The 19,671-nt window shown below is 71.3% G+C and carries 19 protein-coding genes; 7 read left to right on the forward strand and 12 right to left on the reverse strand.

Going from position 1 to position 19,671, the window contains the following annotated elements; all coding sequences use genetic code 11:
- Window positions 1-37: 37 nt before the first annotated feature.
- From cobA to H2041_RS04805, 9 genes are all read right to left on the reverse strand, one after another.
- On the reverse strand, window positions 38-799 hold the full coding sequence (cobA, locus tag H2041_RS04765) for a uroporphyrinogen-III C-methyltransferase (protein WP_293410008.1): 762 nt from the start codon (window positions 797-799) through the stop codon (window positions 38-40).
- Window positions 789-3,440, reverse strand: coding sequence for a nitrate reductase (locus tag H2041_RS04770; RefSeq protein WP_293410010.1), 2,652 nt, complete (start codon window positions 3,438-3,440; stop codon window positions 789-791). The genes cobA and H2041_RS04770 overlap by 11 nt, the downstream gene beginning before the upstream one ends.
- Complete coding sequence (gene nirD, locus H2041_RS04775; RefSeq protein WP_293410011.1) at window positions 3,440-3,808, reverse strand: nitrite reductase small subunit NirD; 369 nt, start codon at window positions 3,806-3,808, stop codon at window positions 3,440-3,442. Before nirD ends, H2041_RS04770 begins: the two co-directional genes overlap by 1 nt.
- Entirely contained in the window at window positions 3,805-6,264 is a 2,460-nt protein-coding gene (nirB, locus tag H2041_RS04780) for a nitrite reductase large subunit NirB (RefSeq protein WP_293410012.1), read from the reverse strand. Before nirB ends, nirD begins: the two co-directional genes overlap by 4 nt.
- Window positions 6,265-6,290: 26 nt before the next feature.
- Entirely contained in the window at window positions 6,291-7,514 is a 1,224-nt protein-coding gene (locus H2041_RS04785) for a NarK/NasA family nitrate transporter (protein WP_293410013.1), read from the reverse strand.
- A 224-nt stretch (window positions 7,515-7,738) separates the two neighbouring features.
- The gene (locus H2041_RS04790; protein WP_293410014.1) at window positions 7,739-8,707 is read right to left on the reverse strand and encodes a CmpA/NrtA family ABC transporter substrate-binding protein; all 969 of its coding nucleotides are present in this window, start codon (window positions 8,705-8,707) and stop codon (window positions 7,739-7,741) included.
- A gap of 2 nt (window positions 8,708-8,709) precedes the next feature.
- On the reverse strand, window positions 8,710-9,291 hold the full coding sequence (locus H2041_RS04795; RefSeq protein WP_293410015.1) for an ANTAR domain-containing response regulator: 582 nt from the start codon (window positions 9,289-9,291) through the stop codon (window positions 8,710-8,712).
- Window positions 9,292-9,398: 107 nt separating this feature from the next.
- Entirely contained in the window at window positions 9,399-9,947 is a 549-nt protein-coding gene (locus H2041_RS04800; protein ID WP_293410017.1) for an NTP transferase domain-containing protein, read from the reverse strand.
- A 34-nt stretch (window positions 9,948-9,981) separates the two neighbouring features.
- Complete coding sequence (locus tag H2041_RS04805) at window positions 9,982-10,473, reverse strand: flavodoxin family protein (protein ID WP_293410019.1); 492 nt, start codon at window positions 10,471-10,473, stop codon at window positions 9,982-9,984.
- 113 nt (window positions 10,474-10,586) lie between these two features.
- On the opposite strand from H2041_RS04805, the gene H2041_RS04810 reads away from it, so the two are divergent.
- Window positions 10,587-11,327, forward strand: coding sequence for a cytochrome c oxidase assembly protein (locus H2041_RS04810; protein ID WP_293410022.1), 741 nt, complete (start codon window positions 10,587-10,589; stop codon window positions 11,325-11,327).
- Entirely contained in the window at window positions 11,324-11,992 is a 669-nt protein-coding gene (locus H2041_RS04815; protein WP_293410024.1) for a cytochrome b, read from the forward strand. Before H2041_RS04810 ends, H2041_RS04815 begins: the two co-directional genes overlap by 4 nt.
- 48 nt (window positions 11,993-12,040) lie before the next feature.
- Here the strand turns inward: H2041_RS04815 and H2041_RS04820 are convergent, their stop codons facing one another.
- Window positions 12,041-12,709 carry a c-type cytochrome gene (locus H2041_RS04820; RefSeq protein ID WP_293410026.1) on the reverse strand — a complete coding sequence of 223 codons (669 nt, stop codon included), beginning with the start codon at window positions 12,707-12,709 and terminating at the stop codon, window positions 12,041-12,043.
- 108 nt (window positions 12,710-12,817) lie between these two features.
- Here H2041_RS04820 and H2041_RS04825 point away from each other — a divergent pair, with 108 nt between their 5' ends.
- The 4 genes from H2041_RS04825 to H2041_RS04840 are packed head-to-tail and all read left to right on the forward strand — an operon-like array spanning window position 12,818 to window position 16,985.
- Window positions 12,818-13,189 (forward strand): c-type cytochrome, encoded by a 372-nt coding sequence (locus H2041_RS04825; RefSeq protein ID WP_293410028.1) that lies wholly within the window; start codon window positions 12,818-12,820, stop codon window positions 13,187-13,189.
- Window positions 13,152-14,132 carry a cytochrome c oxidase subunit II gene (gene coxB / locus H2041_RS04830; protein ID WP_293410030.1) on the forward strand — a complete coding sequence of 327 codons (981 nt, stop codon included), beginning with the start codon at window positions 13,152-13,154 and terminating at the stop codon, window positions 14,130-14,132. Before H2041_RS04825 ends, coxB begins: the two co-directional genes overlap by 38 nt.
- Complete coding sequence (locus H2041_RS04835; RefSeq protein ID WP_293410032.1) at window positions 14,129-16,672, forward strand: cbb3-type cytochrome c oxidase subunit I; 2,544 nt, start codon at window positions 14,129-14,131, stop codon at window positions 16,670-16,672. The genes coxB and H2041_RS04835 overlap by 4 nt, the downstream gene beginning before the upstream one ends.
- Before the next feature lie 4 nt (window positions 16,673-16,676).
- Entirely contained in the window at window positions 16,677-16,985 is a 309-nt protein-coding gene (locus H2041_RS04840; protein WP_293410034.1) for a hypothetical protein, read from the forward strand.
- Here H2041_RS04840 and H2041_RS04845 read toward each other — a convergent pair.
- The gene (locus H2041_RS04845) at window positions 16,982-18,040 is read right to left on the reverse strand and encodes a hypothetical protein (RefSeq protein ID WP_293410036.1); all 1,059 of its coding nucleotides are present in this window, start codon (window positions 18,038-18,040) and stop codon (window positions 16,982-16,984) included. The genes H2041_RS04840 and H2041_RS04845 overlap by 4 nt on opposite strands.
- Before the next feature lie 174 nt (window positions 18,041-18,214).
- On the opposite strand from H2041_RS04845, the gene H2041_RS04850 reads away from it, so the two are divergent.
- Window positions 18,215-19,162 (forward strand): iron-containing redox enzyme family protein, encoded by a 948-nt coding sequence (locus H2041_RS04850; RefSeq protein WP_293410039.1) that lies wholly within the window; start codon window positions 18,215-18,217, stop codon window positions 19,160-19,162.
- On the opposite strand, the gene H2041_RS04855 is transcribed toward H2041_RS04850, so the two are convergent.
- Complete coding sequence (locus tag H2041_RS04855) at window positions 19,159-19,632, reverse strand: DUF421 domain-containing protein (protein WP_293410041.1); 474 nt, start codon at window positions 19,630-19,632, stop codon at window positions 19,159-19,161. The two genes, H2041_RS04850 and H2041_RS04855, sit on opposite strands and share 4 nt — an antisense overlap.
- Window positions 19,633-19,671 lie beyond the last annotated feature (39 nt).

Below are 19,671 nucleotides of genomic sequence, written 5' to 3' on the forward strand. Positions count from 1 at the left end.
AGGATGATGGCGCCGATGCGGAAGCGCCTGAGAGCCTTCAGGCCGCCCCGACCAGCGGCGCCGCGGCCGCGGCGGCCAGCGCCAGCACGTCTCCCACCAGGATCAGCGCCGGCCCGCCGCCCGTGTCCGGCGCGGCCCCGGCCGCCGTTTCGGCCAGGGTGCTCCGCGCCAGGCGCGCGTCCGTCCGGCCGGCGTTGCTGACGATGGCGAGCGGGGTCGCAGGCGCGCGGCCCGAGGCGATCAGCCGCCGTGCGATCTCCGGCGCGGCCCGTGAGCCCATATAGATCGCCAGGGTCGCTTCCGGGTCGGAGGCGGCGGCCCAGTCCATGGCGATCCGCCCGTCCTGAAGAGTGGCGGTGGTGAAGACCACGCGGCGCGCCAGGCCCCGGTGGGTCAGGGGCGCGCCGAACTGGGCGGCCGCCGCGCAGGCGGCCGTGACGCCGGGCACGATCTCGCAGTCGATCCCCTGCGCCCGGAGGGCCGCCTGCTCCTCCCCCACCCGGCCGAAGACGGAGGGATCGCCGCCCTTCAGCCGGACGACGCGCAGACCCCGGCGGGCGAGCCGCGCCATGAGCCGGTTGATCGTCTCCTGCTTCATGGAGGCCCGGCCCGCCCGCTTGCCGGTCTGGATCTTCAGGCAGGCCTGGGGCGCGAGCGCCAGCACCTCCTCCCCGACCAGGGCGTCGTAGAGCAGAGCCTCCGCCCCTTCGATGGCCCGGACGGCGCGCAGGGTGAGCAGATCGGCGGGGCCGGGACCGGCGCCGACCAGCCGGACGGGAGGAATGGCTTCAGGCCGCATGGCGGGTCTCCAGCTTGGCGGGCAGCAGGCGGGCGATCTCGGGGCGGCAGGAGCCGCAGTTGGTCCCCGCGCCGGTGGCCTCGGCGACGGCGTCGACGCTGTCGGCGCCGGCGGCGATGGCCTGATGGATCCGGCCGGCGTGCACCTTGAGGCAGGCGCAGACGACAGGACCGGTCGTCGCCGGGGCGCCCGGCGCGAAGCCGACCAGCAGGGCGGCGCGGTCGGCGTCGCCGAGTTTGTCTTGCGTGAACAGATCGGCCAGCCAGTCGCGGGGCGGCAGGCGCCCCTCGGCGGTCGTTGTGAAGAGCACGCGGTCGATGCGGCCGTCCGAGATGAAGGCCTCCCGCAGCCGACCGCCGCGGACATCCTCCAGCACCAGCGTCTCCCCGGCGGCCCCGCGGGTCAGGGCCTTGCGCAGGCCCGCCCGCTCCGACTCGTCGCCACGCCCGGCGAACTCGTGAAGCTGGCAGGCGGTCTGCGGAATGCGCCGCCAGACGAGGTCGAGCCCCTTCGGCGGTCTCCAGGCTTCCCGTGCGAGAAAGAAGCCACGCCAGGTCTCACGGTACGGATGGACGCGCGCCGGCGTGTGCTTGAATTCCGGCTGGCCGGAGACCGGGTCGACGTCGGGCGCCACCAGCGGGTTCGAGCGGCCGAGGGGCGCGAACGCCTCGGTCCAGTGCATGGGCATGAAGAGCCCGCCCGGCCGCTGGGCCTCCGAGAGCTTGGCCACGGCGACCGCCTCCCCGAAGGCCGTACGCACCCGGACCAGGGCCCCCTCGCCGATCCCCAGCGGCGCGGCGTCGCGAGGATGGATCTCCACATAGGGCTCGGGCGCATGCCGGCAGAGCGCCGGCGACAGGCCGGTCCGCGTCAGGGTGTGCCAGTGATCGCGCACGCGGCCGGTGTTCAGCGACAAGGGGAAGGCGCCGTCCACCGGCCGCGCCGGGCCCTTGGGCGCGGTGGGGACCATGCGCGCCCGGCCGTCGGGGGTCTGGAACTGCCCGTCGACGAAGAGGCGGTCCGTCCCGCCATCGGCGCGGACCGGCCACTGGACCGGCTCCAGGCGGTCGTAGGCTTCCGGCGTCACCCCGACCAGCGGCCCGAGATCGAGCAGGCGGCCGTCGTTCTCATAGGCGGTCAGCCGCGCCCATTCGCGGAAGATCTGAGCGTTGGAGCGCCAGGCGAAGGCCTCGCCGTGCCCCATGGCGGCGGCCACCTCGGCCATGATCTTCCAGTCTGGCCGCGCCTCGCCCGGGGGGGCGAACACCGCGCGTTGGCGCGAAATGCGCCGCTCGGAATTGGTGACCGTCCCATCCTTCTCGCCCCAGGCCAGCGCCGGCAGCTTCACCTGCGCGAACCCCATGGTGTCGGTCTGCGCCATGCAGTCGGAGACCACCACGAAGGGACAGCGGGCCAGCGCCTCGCGCACGGCGCCGGCGTCGGGCAGGCTGACCGCCGGATTGGTCGCCATGATCCAGATCGCCTTGATCCGTCCATCGGCCACGGCCTCGAACATCTCGACCGCCTTCAGGCCCGGCCGGCGGGCGATGTTCGGCGCGCCCCAGAAGCGGCCGACCCGGTCGCAGGCCTCCGGCGTGAAATCCATGTGGGCGGCCAGGGTATTGGCGAGACCGCCCGTCTCGCGCCCGCCCATGGCGTTGGGCTGGCCGGTGATTGAGAACGGACAGGCGCCGGGCTTGCCGATCCGCCCCGTGGCCAGGTGGGCGTTGATGATGGCCAGCCCCTTGGCCACGCCCTGGCTGGACTGGTTGGCGCCCATGGAGAAAAGACTGACAGTCCGAGGTGTTGCAGCGAACAGTTGGTAGAACGCCTGAAGATCTTCAGGCGCCAGTCCGCAGTCGGCGGCCACCGCCGCGACGCTCTGGTCGTCGCGCGAGAGCTGACGGCGCACGGCGTCGAAGCCGATCACATGCGCGTCCACATAGCCGAGGTCGACCGCGCCCGCCTCGATCAGCCAGGCCAGAAGACCGTTCCACAAACGCACGTCGGTCTGGGGCGCCAGCGGAAGGTGGAGGTGGGCCTCCTGCGCCGTGTCCGTCCGCCGGGGGTCGATGACCACGTGACGCTGGCCTCGACCGCGGGCCGCCTCCATGCGGCGGAAGAGCACCGGATGGGTCCAGGCGGCGTTGTGACCGGAGAAGACGACGAGGTCGGCCAGTTCCAGGTCCTGGTAGCAGCCGGGCACGAGGTCGGCGCCGAAGGCCTGCTTGTGCGCCGCCACAGCCGAGGCCATGCAGAGCCTTGAATTGGTGTCGATATTGGCCGAACCGATGAAGCCCTTCATGAGCTTGTTGGCGACGTAATAGTCCTCCGTCAGCAGTTGGCCTGAGACGTAGAAGGCCACCGAGTCCGGTCCGTGGCGGGCGATGGTCTCGGAGAACCGCCGGGCCACGAGCTGGGTCGCCTCTTCCCAGCTCGCCCGCCGGCCGCCGATCTCCGGATGCAGCAGGCGGCCTTCCAGGCCGACGGTGTCGCCGAGCGCGGTTCCCTTGGAGCACAGCCGCCCGAGATTGGCCGGATGGCCGGCGTCGCCCCGAACCTGCAGGCTTCGTCCCGCCGCCGTCGCGGCGACCCCGCAGCCGACCCCGCAATAGGGGCAGGTGGTGCGAACCTCAGCCATCAGACGGGCCCGCCCTCGCCCGGATCGGCCAGCAGGATGCGCCCGCCTTCCGCCTTAACGGCGACCACGGGCACGCACCCCTTGCCGGCGTCGGCGCCCTGGGGCTGGCCCGAGGCGAGGTCGATCACCCAGGCATGCAGCGGACAGGTCACGGCCGAGCCGTGCACGATGCCCTGGCTGAGCGGTCCGTGCTTGTGCGGGCAGCGGTCCAGCAGGGCGAAGACCTCGCCCGTCCCGGTGCGGAAGATGGCCACGTCGCCCGCGGCGGTGCGCACGCGCCGCGCGCCGCGCAGGGGCACGTCGGCGAGGGCGGCGACATCGCGCCAGACGACGGCGTCGGGTTCGAGAGTCAGGACTGCGGCGTTCATTCGGCGGCGGCCTTCATCGGGAGGATGGACACAGGCGCATAGTCGCGGCGCCCGGCGGCGGCGGCTTCCTCGGCCCAGGGATCGGACTGGCTGTGCGCCTGGCTGGCGACGAAGCGATCGAAGAAGGCCCGGCGCCCCGCCCCGTCCTCCACCACCGCGGCCTTCAGAGCCTCAAGCCCGATGCGGTCGATCCATTTGTAGATCCGCTCCAGGTACCAGCCGTCCTCGCGGTAGAACTGCAGGATGGCGGCGATGAGCTCGATCGCCTCGTCCTCCGTGGCGACCTTGGTCAGCACCTGAGTGCCCTGGATGTGCAGGCCGGCCGCGCCGCCGACATGGATCTCGTAGCCGCTGTCGACGCAGATCACGCCGATGTCCTTGCAGGTGGCCTCGGCGCAGTTGCGCGGACAGCCGGAGACGGCCAGCTTCACCTTGGCCGGCGTCCAGGAGCCCCAGAGGAACTTCTCGAGCTTCACCCCGAGCCCCGTCGAGTCCTGGGTTCCGAAGCGGCACCAGTCGGAGCCGACACAGGTCTTCACCGTGCGCAGCGCCTTGCCGTAGGCGTGGCCGGAGACCATGCCGGCGGCGTTCAGGTCGGCCCAGACGGCGGGCAGATCCTCCTTGCGCACGCCCAGGAGGTCGATGCGCTGGCCGCCCGTCACCTTCACCGTGGGAATGGCGAACTTGTCGGCCACGTCGGCGATGGCCCGAAGCTCCGCCGCAGAGGTCAGGCCGCCCCACATGCGCGGCACCACCGAATAGGTGCCGTCCTTCTGGATGTTGGCGTGGACGCGTTCGTTGACGAACCGCGACTGGGCGTCGTCCGCATACTCGCCCGGCCAGGCGCAGAGCAGGTAGTAGTTCAGCGCCGGCCGGCAGGCGGCGCACCCATCGGGCGTGGACCATTCCAGGGCCTGCATGACCGCCGGCATGGACTTCAGCCCTTCGGCCACGATCGCCTTGCGGACGGCGGCGTGGGGATGATGGGTGCACCTGCAGACGGGCTTCGGCCCCGTCTGGGCCTGGAAGCCGTCGCCGAGGGTCAGCTTCAGGACCTGTTCGACCAGCGGCGTGCAGGTCCCGCAGGAGCCCGAGGCCTTGGTGACGCTGCGCACATCGTCGAGGGTGGTCAGTCCCTGGCCCGCAATGGCGCCGACGATCTCGCCCTTGCAGACGCCGTTGCAGCCGCAGATCTCGGCCTCGTCGGCCAAGGCCGCAACGGCGGCGCTAGGGTCGAGCCCCCGAAGGCCCTCCGTCACCGCCTGGCCGAAGACGAGGGTGTCGCGGATATCGCCGACATCGGCCCCCTGGCGCATCAGGTCGAAGTACCAGCCGCCGTCGGTCGCATCGCCGAACAGGACTGCGCCGGCGAGTTTCCCGTCGCGCAGGACGACGCGCTTGTAGACGCCGCGCCCGGCGTCGCGGAAGACGATGTCCTCGCAGCCTTCCCCGCCGGCGAACTCGCCCGCGGAGAAGACGTCCACGCCCGAAACCTTCAGCCGCGTGGAGATGGCCGAACCCTGATAGCTCGCCGGCCCCTCGGTGAGGGTCTGGGCGGCGGCCCTGCACATGTCCCAGATGGGGGCGACCAGACCATAGCACTGCCCCCGGTGCTCGACGCATTCGCCCACCGCCAGGATGTCCGGGTCGGAGGTGCGCATGGCGTCGTCGACCACGACGCCGCGATTGGTCTCCAGACCGGCGGACTTGCCGAGCGCCGTGTTGGGGCGGATGCCGACCGCCATGACGAGCAGGTCGCAGGGCAGCTCGCGGCCGTCCTTCAGCCGCAGGGCGCGGACCTGGCCGTCCTCGCCCACAATCTCCTCCGACTGGCCCCCCAGCACCGTCTCGACGCCACGCTCGGACAGGGCCTGGGCGAGCAGGAAGCCGGCCGAGGCGTCGAGCTGGCGCTCCATCAGCACGTCGACCAGATGGACCACGGTCGCCGCCATGCCGCGTCGCGCCAGGCCGTAGGCCGCTTCCAGCCCCAGGAGGCCGCCGCCGATCACCACCGCCCGCGCGCCGGGGCGTGCGGCGGCCACCATGGCCTCCACGTCGTCCAGGTCGCGGAAGGTGACGACGCCAGCGAGGTCGGCGCCCGGCAGGGGCAGACGCACGGGATCCGAGCCCGTGGCCAGGATCAGCCGGTCATAGCCGACCTCCAGCCCGCCCTCGGCCCGCACCACCTTCGCCTCCCGGTCGACGGCCGTGACGGCTCGCCCCGAATGGAGGGTGATCCCGTGGTCGCGGTACCAGGCCTCGTCATTGATGACGATGTCGTCGAAGGCCTTCTCTCCGGCCAGGACGGGCGAGAGCATGATGCGGTTGTAGTTCACCCGGGGCTCGGCCCCGAAGATGGCGATCTGGTAGCGGTCGGGGGCGCGCTTGAGCAGCTCCTCCACCGCCCGGCAGCCGGCCATGCCGTTGCCGATGACGACCAGGCGTTCCTTGGTCATGGCGATACTCCGGTGCTGAAAGGGACTTAGAGGCGCAGGGTGGCGGGCGAGGCGCCGGCCAGTTCGGCCCAGGTGCGCCGCCACTGGTGCTTGACGCTGCTGAGCGCCAGGAAGGCCATCAGCGCCATGGCGGCGAAGCCGATCAGTCCGGCCTGATAGCTGCCTGTCGCCTGCTTGGCCCAGCCGAGGCTGGCGGCCAGATAGAAGCCGCCGATTCCGCCCGTGGCGCCGACCAGGCCCGTGACGACCCCGATCTCCTTGCGGAAGCGCTGCGGGGCGAGCTGGAACACCGCCCCATTGCCGGCGCCGAGCGCCAGCATGGCGAACATGATGACGGCGAGCGCGATCCAGGGACTCGGCATGTGGAAGCTGGCGGCCGCCAGGCCGATGGCGGCCAGCACATAGACGACGCTGAGCGTCCGCACGCCGCCGTAGCGATCGGCCAGGCCGCCGCCCACCGGCCTGACGAAGGAGCCGGCGAAGACGCAGGCGGCCGTGAAGAAGCCGGCGATCACCGGATCAAGGCCGTACTCGGCGTTGAAGTAGATGGTGAGCGAGGAGGACAGGCCCACGAAGCCGCCGAAGGTGACGCTGTAGAGCAGCATCAGCCACCAGGCGTCCGGCGTCTTGAGGACCGCCAGATACTCCCCCAGCGACTTCGGCGCCGGCCGGTCGGGCGCGTCCTTGGCGAAGAGAACATAGACGACGAAGGCGACGGCCAGCGGCAGGGTCGCCAGGCCCAGGACGTTCGTCCAGCCGAACTCCTTGGCCAGGAACGGAGCGAAGAGCGCGGCCAGGGCCGTGCCGGAGTTGCCGGCCCCGGCGATGCCCAGCGCCAGCCCCTGGTGCTCCGGCGGATACCAGCGCGAGGCCAGCGGCAGGGCGACGGCGAAGGAGGCGCCGGCCACGCCGAGCACGACGCCCAGAAGCAGCACCTGGCTGTAGGAATGAACGCCGAGGAACCAGGCGAGGCCAAGTCCGGCGAGCACGATGAGCTGGCCGATGATCCCCGTCTTCTTCGGACCGATGTGGTCGACGAGCAGGCCCGCGACCACCCGCAGCAGGGCGCCGGCGAGCACCGGCACGGCGACCATCAGGCCCTTCTGCGCCGGATCCAGGCCGAAGGTGTCGGCGATGGCCACGCCCAGCGGTCCGAGCAGCACCCAGACCATGAAGGAGAGGTCGAAATAGAGGAAGGCGGAGAACAGGGTCGGGACGTGCCCGGCCTTGAAGAAGGATCTGTCGATCATGACGAAGGCCCGTGCGTGAGACGTGGGCGGCGGCGTCGCCGTGCGGAGGTGCTCTTCATCGAGCGGTTCCGTTGAGCCGCGAACGCCGTTGTCCTGGGCCTGACCTCAGCAGACGCGAGGACCGGCGCGCCTGTCACCCTCGCCCGGGGAGCGGCGGCCGGACGACGGACAGGTCGCTGGAAATTGCGGCGCCTGCGGGCGGACCCTGTCGCAGAATTGGGCGATCAACGGTTCCCGACCGCCTGATCGTACAGGTCCGGGCGGTAGATCCGCGCCGCCGCCCTGGCCGGATCGGCGGCCTCGGCCTGCCCCCACCTGGCCATCTGGTCGAGGATCCACAGCGCGTGTTCGGGTCTCGGGCGTCCCAGGCCTGCGCCGCCGAACGCCATTTCATCGAGGCTCTGGACGATCGCCGGCACGGGCGCGCCCACATGCTCGGGCCGGGCCAGCAGGTCCGCCAGAGCCGCCCGATTCTCCATCGCCCCGCACCACCGGCCGGCGGCGTCCAGGGCCCGGATCAGACCGGCCAGAACCTGGGGGTTGGCCGCAGCCCAATACTCCGTCACGCCGAAGACCTTGTCCGGCGCGTCGGGCAGCACTTCCTCGACGTGGACCACCGTGCGGCCCACGCCCGCGGCTTCGGCCACGGCATTCCAGGGCGCGCCCGCGCAGAAGCCTTCGATCACCCCTTCGGCGAGGAGATCGGCCGTGCGCGCGGGCGGCGCCACGGTGAGCCGCACGTCCCGATCCGGATCGAGACCCAGCCGCACGAGCCAGGTGCGCAGCAGATAGTTGTGGATCGAGAAGGGGTAGACGACGGCCAGGGTCAGCGGGCTCGCCCCCTCCTCCTGGCGCCGCCGGGCCAGCCGCGCGAGCTGGCCCCCAGGGGGCTGCTCGCCGGCGAGGCGCGTGGACAGGGTCACCGCCGCCCCGCCCCGGTTCAGGGCGAGCGGGGCGATCATCGCCTTGGTCTCGCTGCCGATCCCGAGGCTGGCGGCGAAGACCATGGGCGAGAGCATGTGGGCGCCGTCCAGCGCGCCGGCGGCGACCTTGTCGCGGACCGTGGCCCAGGACCCCTCGCGGCTCAGCGCCACCGTCAGCCCCTGCCCCGCAAAGAACCCCTTCGCCTGGGCCACGATGAGCGGCGCGGCGTCGACCAGGGGGATGAAGCCCAGCTGCAGTTCGCCCGTCACGGTCAACTCCCCTCCCCGCCTTTGAGCACGCCGGCGAAGGCCAGGAGATCGGCGGCCACGGCGCCGAGCGGCCGGCCGGTGTCCATCGAGAGCTTCCGAAGCATCCGATAGGCGGCCTCCTCGTCCAGGCCGCGCTCCTTCATCAGCAGCGCCTTGGCGCGCTCGACGCTCTTGCGCGAAGCGAGGTCGGCCTTGGCCTTGGCGAGGTCGGCGCGCAGCTGGTGCATCAGCTGGAAGCGGCTCATCGCCACCTCCAGGATCGGCCGCACCCGGCCGGTGGAGAGCCCGTCGACCACATAGGCCGCCACCCCCGCCCGCACCGCCTCCTCGGCGAGCCCCGGCTCGGAGCGGTCGACGAACATCACCACCGGACGCGGGTTGGCCGCCGAGGCCTCGCGCAGGCTCTCGAGCGTGTCCCGGTCGGGGCTTTCGGAAGCGACGACGATGACGTCAGGCCGGAAGGCGGCGGCCTCGGCCTCCACGAAGACCGCGGCCTGTCGGACCTCCAGCGGATCAACGCCGGCGAGCCCCTCGGCGACGAGCGCGGCCCGCGCCGGGTCAGGATCGATGATCAGGACTCGCATGAGGTGGTGACTAAGGCCGGCGCGACAGGAAAGCAGAGTCTCCCGCGCGCCCCATCTCCGTCACCACAATCGCGATGCCAGTTCATCAGGCGCCCGACGCCCAACATCTAGGCGTCCGAACCGCCGCCCCAGGCGCCGAGCAGACCGGCGCGCTCCTCCGGCGTATTGGCGCCGCGGACACGGCGGGCCGCCTCTGGGCCCAGGGGCAGCCATGTCAGCCCCGCACGCTCCGCCAGGCGCCGCAACGGCCAGCCGTCCTGCAGGTCCGGCGGGAGCGCGTGGGCGCCGATGACCATGGGGAGCGGCAATCCCGCATAGCAGGCCCCGGGCCCCTTCGCCGCGAGCAGCGGCGCCAGGTCTTCCGGACCGAGAAGCGCCGCATCGACCGCCATGACGAGGCAACGTCCATAGCCGTTGTCGGCGGCCCAGCCGCAGGCGGCCCTGACCCCTCCGGCCGGCCCGGCGCCCGGCGTCGGATCGGCCAGCCAAGGCAGGCCATAGTCGCCGCCGACGGTCGCCACTGCGTCCGCCCCAAGGCTCCGGGCAAGGCTCGCCAGCCGGTCGACCGCGCGGCGACCGCCCCATTCGAGCAGGGCCTTGTCCTGCCCCATGCGCCGGGAGCCGCCTCCCACCAGGATGAACGCCGCAAGCGTCATGACGGACAGGGCCTTTCCGCAGACCGCTAACGTATCAGAACACGCCCATGGCCAGGCCCGCGGCCAGGGCGGCGCCGAGCTCGGCGCAGCGGTCGCGGTCGGCGGCCGGCAGGTGCTTCGGTGCGGCGATCGCCTCCGGCGTCTGGGCGTGGGTGCAGACGATGATCGGCTCGGCCACGGGCTTCAGCCGCCAGCCCGTGGCGATGCGCGCGGCCTGGCGGACGGCGTTCTCGCCGTCGCTTCCGGCGCAGACCATCAGTCCATAGGGCCGGCCGTTCAGCCGCCCGAGCACGGGATAGTAGCTGCGATCGAAGAACTCCTTCATCTCGCCGGAAATGGCGGCGAGATTCTCCGGGAAGACAAACAGATAGCCGTCGGCGCCGGTCAGATCGGCGGGCTGGGCCTCCCGCGCCGGCAGCAGCCGGGTTTCCACGCCGGCCTCGCCCCGAGCCGCCTCGAGCGCGGCCTCGGCCATCTGACGCGATCCTCCGGTGCGGGTGTGATAGACGATCAGAAGGGTCTTCATGGACCGAACATAGCAGGCCTCCGCCGCCGCCGAAGCGGCGGCTCGACAGGCGCGGGAACCACGGCCGCGCCGGAGGGTTTGGCCCCTTGAGCCCCTTCTGACCGTGCGAGCCCATGCCCCAGCAAGCCTTCTGGACGCCCTACTGCGGCGCCGGGCCGGTCCCCGGCGACCTGGCGAGCCGCTGGAATCTCGATCCCTGGCTGCTGGCGATGCTGGCCCTGATCGCCGCCCTCCCCTGGATCCGCGCGGCGGGGGTGGAGCGCCGCGGCCTCTGGCTCGCCGGCGTGGGCGCGCTGGCCGTCTCGTTCGTCTCCCCGCTCTGCGCGCTCAGCTCGGCCCTGTTCTCGGCCCGCGTCGTCCATCACATGCTGCTGATCGCGGCGGCCGCGCCGCTCTTGGCCTGGGCGGCGCCGCGTGAGGCTGGCGGCCGGCTGGGCGGACCGCTCGCCTGGACCTTCATCCACGGGCTCATCCTGTGGGCCTGGCACGCGCCCAGCGCCTATGCGGCGGCCCTCTCCAGCGACGCCGCCTACTGGCTCATGCAGGCGAGCCTCTTGCTCAGCGCCCTGGGCTTCTGGCGGGCCGTGCGCCGCGCGTCGGCGCCGGCGGGCGTCGGCGCCCTGCTGCTCGCCATGATGCAGATGGGCCTGCTCGGCGCCCTCCTCACCTTTGCGGGCGAGGCGGTCTATGCGCCGCACTTCGCGACCACCCAGGCCTGGGGCTTCACCCCGCTTCGCGACCAGCAGCTCGGCGGCCTGATCATGTGGGCCCCGGCCAGCGCGATCTACCTCGCCGCCGCCCTGGCCCTGCTCTGCCGCTGGCTGGGCCCCGACCGGGAGGCGCAGGCCGCATGATCGTCGTCGAGCGCCTGCGCCAGTGGGCGCATGGCCACACGCGCAGGGACGTCTATTCGCCGGTGGGGCAGGTCTTCCACTGGCTGATGGCCTTCCTGGTCTTCTTCCAGATCTGGTGGGGCTGGCGCATCGGTCGCCTGCCCGTAGGGCCGGAGAAGCTGGAGGGCTACCAGCTCCACTCCCAGAGCGGCGTGCTGCTGCTCGTCCTGATCCTGCTGCGCGCCCTCTGGCGCCTGATGATTCCCGGCCCGGTGAACGACGCCGACAAGCCCGGCTGGCAGAGCACGGCGGCCCACATCACCCACTACGTGCTCTACTTCCTGATGATCGCCCTGCCGATCAGCGGCTGGGCCATGTGGTCGGCCATGGCGACCGAACAGCCGCTCTCCGTCGCCGGCGCCCTGCCATGGCCTCAGCTTCCCCTGGGCGATCTGCCCAGCCGCACACGCTGGCGCATCATGGAAGGGGCCGAACTCGTCCACCTCGTCCTGGTCTGGGCCCTTCTGACCACCCTCGCCGGTCATGTGGGGGCGGCGCTCAAGCATCACTTCATCGACCGCGACGATGTGCTGGCCGCCATGGTCCCGTTCCTGAAGCCGCTGCCGCCCCGGGCCGAGGCCGCCGAAGATCCGGTTCCCACGCGCCGCTCCTCGACCTTCGGATGAGGCGGCCCTGCGCCCGCCGGGCGGGGCGGCGTCGTCAGGCCCGGGACGCTATGGCGCGCCTTGGCCCGGGAGACCCGCGGCATAGTCGGAGAGCGCCGCGATTTCGGCCTCGGTGAGCCTCTGGCTGATGGTCAGCATGACCTGCTGGGGGCTGTTGCGGCGCTTGGCGTCCTGCCAGAGCCGAAGCTGTTCGGCGAGATAGGGCGCAGGCTGGCCGGCGAGGGGCGGGTTGGCGGGGCCCCGTCCCTCGCCCGCCGCGCCGTGGCAGCGGGCGCAGGCGAGCAGGCCGCGGGCGGGATCGCCGTTCTGGTAGAGGGCTGCGATGGCCGGCGACGCTGCGTCCTCGCCATAGGCGACGTCCCGCGCAGGCATGGCGGCATACCAGGCGGCGACCGAAAGCCTCTCGCTCTGGGACAGCTTGCCGGCGATGGCGTGCATGGTCGGATCGGGCCGCCGTCCGTCGGCATAGTCCTGCAGCTGTTTGGCCAGATAGCCGTAGGGCAGACCCGCAAGCCGGGGCGCGCCTTCGCCGTCGCCCTGCCCCGCAAGCCCGTGACAGGTGAAGCAGGCGTTCCGGGCGCCGGCCTCGCCCCCGCTGAGGGCGATCAGTTCGCCGGTGGCGGTGAACGGGTCCCGGCCCGGGGCTTCGCCGGAGGCGCCGCAACCGACGAGCAGCAGGCACGCGGCTATGGTCGAGCCGCCCGCAATCCCCAGCATTCGCCCCGCGATCCTCATCCGCTGCGGAACCGCATCGGCCTGTGAAGGTTCCATTGGGCGCAAGGTTCTGCGGTCAGGCGCCGGAGTGACGGACCTGGGGGAGGATGAATGATCCGATGGCAGGCGACCCTTACGGCCGCGCTGCTTGTCTCGGCCTGTGGCGGAGACGTCGTGGAGCGCCACCCGTTGCCGGGCGCCGCCCCCGAGCGCGGGCGCGCGGTGATCGCCCGCGTCGGCTGCGCCAGTTGCCATGAGATCCCGGGCGTCGCCTGGCCGAAGGGCAAGGTGGGGCCGAGCCTTGAAGGGTTCGCGGCCCGCAGCCTGATCGGCGGCCGTTACCCCAACCAGCCCGACATTCTGTCCGACTATGTGAGAAACGCGCCGGCCTTCACGCCGCAGGGCGGCATGCCCCCCATGCCGATCACCGAGCAGGAGGCCCGCGATGTCGCCGCCTACCTCTATACGCTCGAGCCTCGCTGAGGCCCTGGCGGGGTGGCCGCCGCCGGCGCTCGACCCGGCAGGCCCCTTTTCCGAGCGCATCGTCGTCCTCTCCTGGGTGCTGTTCGCCATGTCGGCCGTGGTCCTGGCGATCGTCCTGGTCGCGCTGGGCCTGGCCCTCTTCGGCGGCGAGCGGTGGCGGGGCCGCCTCAGCGGGGAGCGCGCCATCTGGATCGGCGGAATCGCCTTTCCCGTGGTGGTCCTGACCGCCCTGCTCATCTGGGGCCTGTCCATCACCGCCTACGCCAGCCGGCCGATCACCGGCGACGAGCTGCGGGTGCGGGTGAGCGGCGAAATGTGGTGGTGGCGCGTCACCTATCTCGACCAGTCCGGCCGCGAAGTGGCCTGGGACGCCAACGAACTGCACATCCCGGCCGGACGGCCCGTGGTGCTGGAGCTCACCTCCGCCGACGTGATCCACAGCTTCTGGGTTCCACGGCTGGCCGGCAAGCTCGACATGATCCCCGGGCGGGTGAACCTTTTGCGCCTGACCGCCGACGAGCCGGGCGTCTATGGCGGTCAGTGCGCCGAGTACTGCGGGGGGCCCCACGCCCTCATGGGCTTCGTCGTCGTGGCGCACGAACCCGAAGCGTTCGAGCGCCGGCTGGCCGAGCTCGCCGCGCCCGCCGCCCCGCCCGCCACGGCGGAGGCCCAGCGCGGGGCGCAGGTGTTCGACGCCGCCGGCTGCGGCGCCTGTCACGCGGTTCGCGGCACCGAGGCCAACGGTCTGGCCGGACCGGACCTGACCCATGTGGGCTCCCGCCGATCCCTGGGCGCCGGCATCCTGCCGAACAACCGCGGCGCGCTCGGCGGCTGGATCGCCGACAGCCAGGAGATCAAGCCCGGCAACCGCATGCCGCCCTACGACGTGCTCTCCGGACCGCAGCTTCTCGCGCTCACCGCCTATCTCGAGGGGCTGAAGTGACCTCCGAGACCGGCTTCGACCCCAGGCTCTACGACCGCTTCCCCACCACCGAGCCGCGCCCCGAGGGCGAGCTCGAGGAACTCGAACGCGTCTGGGAGAAGCCCAAGGGCTGGGTGGGCTGGTTCACGGTCGTCAACAACAACTACATCGGCGTCTACTACGTCGGCGCGGCCTTCCTGTTCTTCGTGCTGGCGGGGATCCTCGCCCTGCTGATGCGCACCCAGCTGGCGGTGCCCACCAACGATTTCCTCCCGCAGGAGGCCTACAACCAGCTCTTCACCATGCACGGCACGATCATGATGTTCCTCTTCGCCGTGCCGGCGGTGGAGGCGCTGGGCGTCATGCTCCTGCCACAGATGCTGGCGGCCCGGGACCTGCCCTTCCCCAGGCTCTCGGCCTACGCCTTCTGGGCCTATCTGGTGGGCGGGCTCGTCTTCTTCGGCTCGATCTTCTTCAGCCTGGCCCCCAGCGGCGGCTGGTTCATGTACCCGCCGCTCACCAGCAAGACCTATTCGCCGGGCATCAACGCCGACTTCTGGCTGCTGGGCATCGGCTTCATCGAGATCTCCGCCATCGCGGGCGCCATCGAGATCGTGGTGGGCGTGCTGCGGAACCGGCCGCCGGGCATGAGCCTGGACAAGATGCCCATCTTCGCCTGGGCCATGCTGGTCTTCGCCGCAATGATCATCATCGGCTTCCCGGCCATCATCCTGGGCACCCTGCTCCTGGAGCTGGAACGCGCCCTAGGCTGGCCCTTCTTCGATGCGGCCCTGGGCGGCGATCCGCTGCTCTGGCAGCACCTCTTCTGGTTCTTCGGCCACCCCGAGGTCTACATCATCTTCCTGCCCGCGGCCGGGCTGATGTCGATGATCGTGCCGACCATCGCCCAGACTCCGCTCGCCGGCTATCGACTGGTGGTGCTCGCCCTGCTGGCCACCGGCTTCATCAGCTTCGGCGTCTGGGCCCACCACATGTTCGCCACGGGCATGCCGCCCATATCGGTGAGCTTCTTCTCCGCGGCCAGCATGGCGGTCAGCGTGCCGGCGGGCATACAGGTCTTCGCCTGGATCGCCACGGTGGCGAAGGGGAAGTTCCAGTTCAACACCCCGGGCCTCTTCACCCTCGGCTCCCTAATCATCTTCACCATGGGCGGACTGACCGGCGTGATGGTGGGGCTGGCGCCGTTCGACTGGCAGGCCCACGACACCTACTTCATCGTCGCCCATCTTCACTATGTGCTGATCGGCGGCATGGTCTTCCCGCTGTTCGCGGCCTTCTACTACTGGATCCCGATGATGAGCCGCCGGGCGCTCTCCGAGCGGCTGGGCAAGTGGGTTTTCGGCCTGATGTTCGCCGGCATGCATGTGGCCTTCCTGCCCATGCATCTGACCGGCCTGATGGGCATGCCGCGGCGCGTCTACACCTACCTGCCCGGCCGCGGATGGGAGCTGCCGAACATGATCTCCACGGTCGGAGCCTTCATGATCGGCGCTGCGGTGCTGCTGTTCATCATCGACCTGATCCGCAACTTCCGCTTCACCGCCGACGAGGACGCCGGCAACGTCTATGGCGGCGGCACGCTGGAGTGGCTGCCCACGGGCCTCTATTCCACCCGCAGCGTGCCCCTGGTCACCAGCCGCTATCCCCTGTGGGAGCAGGCGAACATCGGAAAGGACGTGGAGGAAGGGCGCTTCTTCCTGCCTGGCGCCGCCACCGGCCGCCGCGAGACCATCGTGACGAGCCCGCTGCGCGCCGAACCCATGTACCTGCAGACCATGCCGGGGCCGTCGGCCTGGCACGTGCTGGCCGCCGTGTTCACCGCCGGATTCTTCCTGCTGCTGACCGTTCAGGCCTACTGGACCGGCGTCGTCAGCGGGGTGCTCGCCATCGCCTGCGTGCTGCGCTGGCTCTGGGAGACCGACTGGACGATCGAACAGGAGACCGCCGACCTGGGCGCGGGCGTGGTGGTGCCCACCTATGTCCGCGGCCCCTCCAGCCACGGCTGGTGGGCCATGGTGGTGCTGCTGACCGTGGCCAGCATGATCGCCCTCCTGTCGGTGTTCAGCTACGTCTTCCTGTGGAGCCAGAGCGGCGAGCTGTGGCGGCCGCCTCCGGGTTGGGCGTCCACGTTCGGCATGTGGGCCGGCTACGGCCTGACGCTCGCCGCCGCCGCCGTCGCGCCGTTCGCCCTTCGGCGGCTGACCGGCGCCGGCCCGGCGGCCGCCGCAGCGCTCGTCACCCTTTCCGCCGGCGCGCTGTGCGTGACCCTGGCTCATGACTGGTTCAGCTGGGGCGCCGCCGGCCTCACGCCCACGGTGAGCGCCCAGGGCGCCACCGTCCATGCCATGATGGCCTGGGAGGGCGTCTTCGCCTTCACCGGCGTGCTCATGGCGGGCTTCGTCATCGCCCGGGCGGTGACGCAGAACCTGTCGGCGGCGCGCACGAGTACGGTCGACCTGGTGTGCCTGTTCCTCGCCTACGGCGCCCTCCAGGGCCTGGGGACCAGCACCGTCGCGCGGCTCTTCCCCGGCGGAGGCTGAGGCGATGCTCGCCTGGCCTCTCATGCTCAGCGGGCTGATCGTCTGGGGCGCACACTTCGCCGGCGTCTACGGGATCGCCAGCATCTTCGCGCTCTTCGGCGCCTCGGAGTCCCTGGCCAGCCGGATCACCCAGGGCGGCTTCACCCTGCTCTGCCTCGCGGCCGACGTCGCCCTGCTGCTGCTGGCGCTCCGGCTCGCCCGGCGGACGCCCGACGAGGTCACGCGGTGGCGCCACTGGATCGCGGCCATGGGCGCCGTGCTCTCCTTCTTCGGCGTCTTCTGGCAGGGCCTGCCCGCCCTCCTCCTGGGCTAGCCGCCGCTGCTCGGCTGGATGAACCACAGGACCGTCAGGCCTGCGCCATAGGCTGCGAGCGTCGACCAGGAGGCGTAGCCCAGGCGCAGGACGGTGCGGCTGCGGCGCTCCAGCAGACCCAGCATGAAGACGCCGATCACGCCCACGCCCAGCAGGGCGGCGATCCCTTCGAACATCCCCTCGCCGGCGAGCGCGAGGCCGTCGCGATAGGCGATGTCGACGATGAAGAGGATGGCGATGTTGAAGATGTTGGTGCCGAAGATGTCCCCCACGGCCAGGTCGAACCGCTTGATCCGCACCGCCGAGACGATCGAGCTCAGTTCCGGAAGCGAGGTGGCGAAACCCACCAGGACCAGGCCGACGAGGCCGGCGCTGACCCCCGTGGCCTGAGCGATGGAGTCCGCCGTCTGCGACAACACGAAGCCGGCGACCAGGATGACGGCCGCGGCGGCCACCGTCTTCCCGATCAGGACCGGCGTCCTCGTGGGGTTTGGCGCTTCCTCCTGCGGCTCGCCGGCCCTGCGGCGGTCCGTCGGCGCCACCGTCCAGCCGGGATGGTCCTCGTACCGGCCGGCCCGCCACATGGCGAGCGCACAGGCGGCGAACAGGCCGGCCGTGCCGAAGCCGATCGCCGACCCGCCGATCTCGCGATCGCCCAGCAGGGCGATGACGGCGACGCCGGTCATCAGCACCATGCCCAGCACCCCCTGAAGCAGGGTGCTGGCGGACTTCACCACCGAGTCGATGCCCGTCCGCGCGATCATGGCGTCGGCCACCACCAGCAGGACGATGTTGGCCGAGGCCGCGCCGATCAGATTGCTGACCGCGAGGTCCGCGGAGCCCGTGACCGCAGCGCTGCCGGCGGTGGCGATCTCCGGCAGCGAGGTGATGCCGCCCAGGAAGAGCATGCCGGCGAAGCCCTGGCTGAACCCGAACCGCTCGGCCAGGTCGGAGATGTAGACCGCCAGGCGACTGCCTCCCATCCACACGGCGACCGCAGCCAGGGCGAAGAGGCCAAGCGCAAGGGCGATGGGAAGATCGGTCAGACTGGGCATCGGGACTCCGCAAGAGGTGTCGAGGCGGCGCGCCTGCACGGGCTCCACCCGGCCCAACGAGCGACTCCGCCGCTCCGCTCCACCGCCGGCTGCACAAACCGGCGGCCCGCACGCGCGGAACGACGGAACCCGACGCCCTCCTGCGCCTTTCTCCGCCCACAGGAGTGAGTACACATGGCCATGATCGAAGGTCTCGCGCTGGACAGCGCGCCCGCGGCGGGGTTCGCCGACCCCGACAGCCTCCACCGAGGACTGGCCCGCTGGAACCGCCAGCGGCTGTCCCCCGGGGTGCCGCGGCAGGACTGGCGGCTGGAGATGAGCCGCGACCACCGCATGCAGCTCCGCGAGAGCGAGTTCGTGGAAGCGTTCCGCGCGCGGGTCACGCCGATGGTCGAAGATGTCCCGACCGATCCCGAAGGCTTCATCGCCTGGTTCGAAGAGCTGAAGAACACCGGACCTGGCCAGTGGGACCCGCTGTTCGACTGGCTGGCCACCGAGGCCGACCTTGAACAGATCCGCTGGTTCCTGACCCAGGAGGCCGCGGGCGAAGCCGGCTTCGACGATCTGGTGGCCATGACCCAGGTGAAGCTTCCGGCGCGTCCGAAGCTGGAACTCGCCCGCAACTACTGGGACGAGATGGGCCGCGGGAACATGCGCGGGATGCACGGGCCCATGCTGGACATGACCGTCGAGGGCCTGCGGCTGGAGCCCACGATCGAAGGCACGCTCTGGCAGTCGCTGGCGCTCGCCAACACCATGACGGCGTTCGCGACCACGCGCCGCTACGCCTATCACTCCGTTGGCGCGCTCGGCGTCGTGGAGCTGACGGCGCCGACGCGGGTGGCCAGCGTCGCGGCGGGCCTGAAGCGCCTCGGCGTGGAGCCGAAGATGCGCAAGTACTTCGACCTTCACGCGGTGCTGGACGTGGAGCACTCCAAGGCCTGGAACGCCGAGGCTCTGACGCCGCTCGCCGAAGACCATCCCCACACGCTGAAGGCGATCGCCGAGGGCGCGGTCATGCGACTGCTGTGCGGCGAGCAGTGCTTCGAAGCCTATCGCGCCGTGCTCTGGACCGGAGCGCAGACGACCAGCGTCCCGCAGGTGCTGCGCGAGCCCGCCTAGGCGGCGCTCTTGCGCGTGGGCTTCCGATCGGGAGACCCGCGGCCGTGGGGGATGATGCTGATGTCCCCGTTCCGCTCCAGATAGGCCGACTGCACGGCTTCGGGCCCGGCATAGCCGGCCGAACGGATGGCCGCCGAAAGGTCGCCCATGCCCAGGCCGTGGCGGCGCAGGGCCTTCTCGTCCACCTCGCCCTCACGGATGAGGCAGACGTTCACGCCTTTGGCGATCCGGCCGAAGGCCTCCCACCGCGTCGCCGCGCGCGCCAGCAGGGCGTGCAGGGCGACCAGCACCAGGGTTGCGCACAGCGTCGGCATGAACGGCGCGCCGCCGGTCAGGGTGCGGGAGAGGTTCGACCCGATGATCACCGCAAAGATGATGTCGAGGGCGCCCCACTTTCCGAAGGCGCGGGTCGCCGCCAGCCGGACCGCCAGAAGTCCGACGGCGAAGACCAGGACGGCCCGAAGAGACATCTGCAGGGCGCCGATCTCGCCGGAGCCCTCTCCGATCAG

The sequence above is a fragment of the Phenylobacterium sp. genome (assembly GCF_013911965.1).
Lineage (GTDB): Bacteria > Pseudomonadota > Alphaproteobacteria > Caulobacterales > Caulobacteraceae > Phenylobacterium.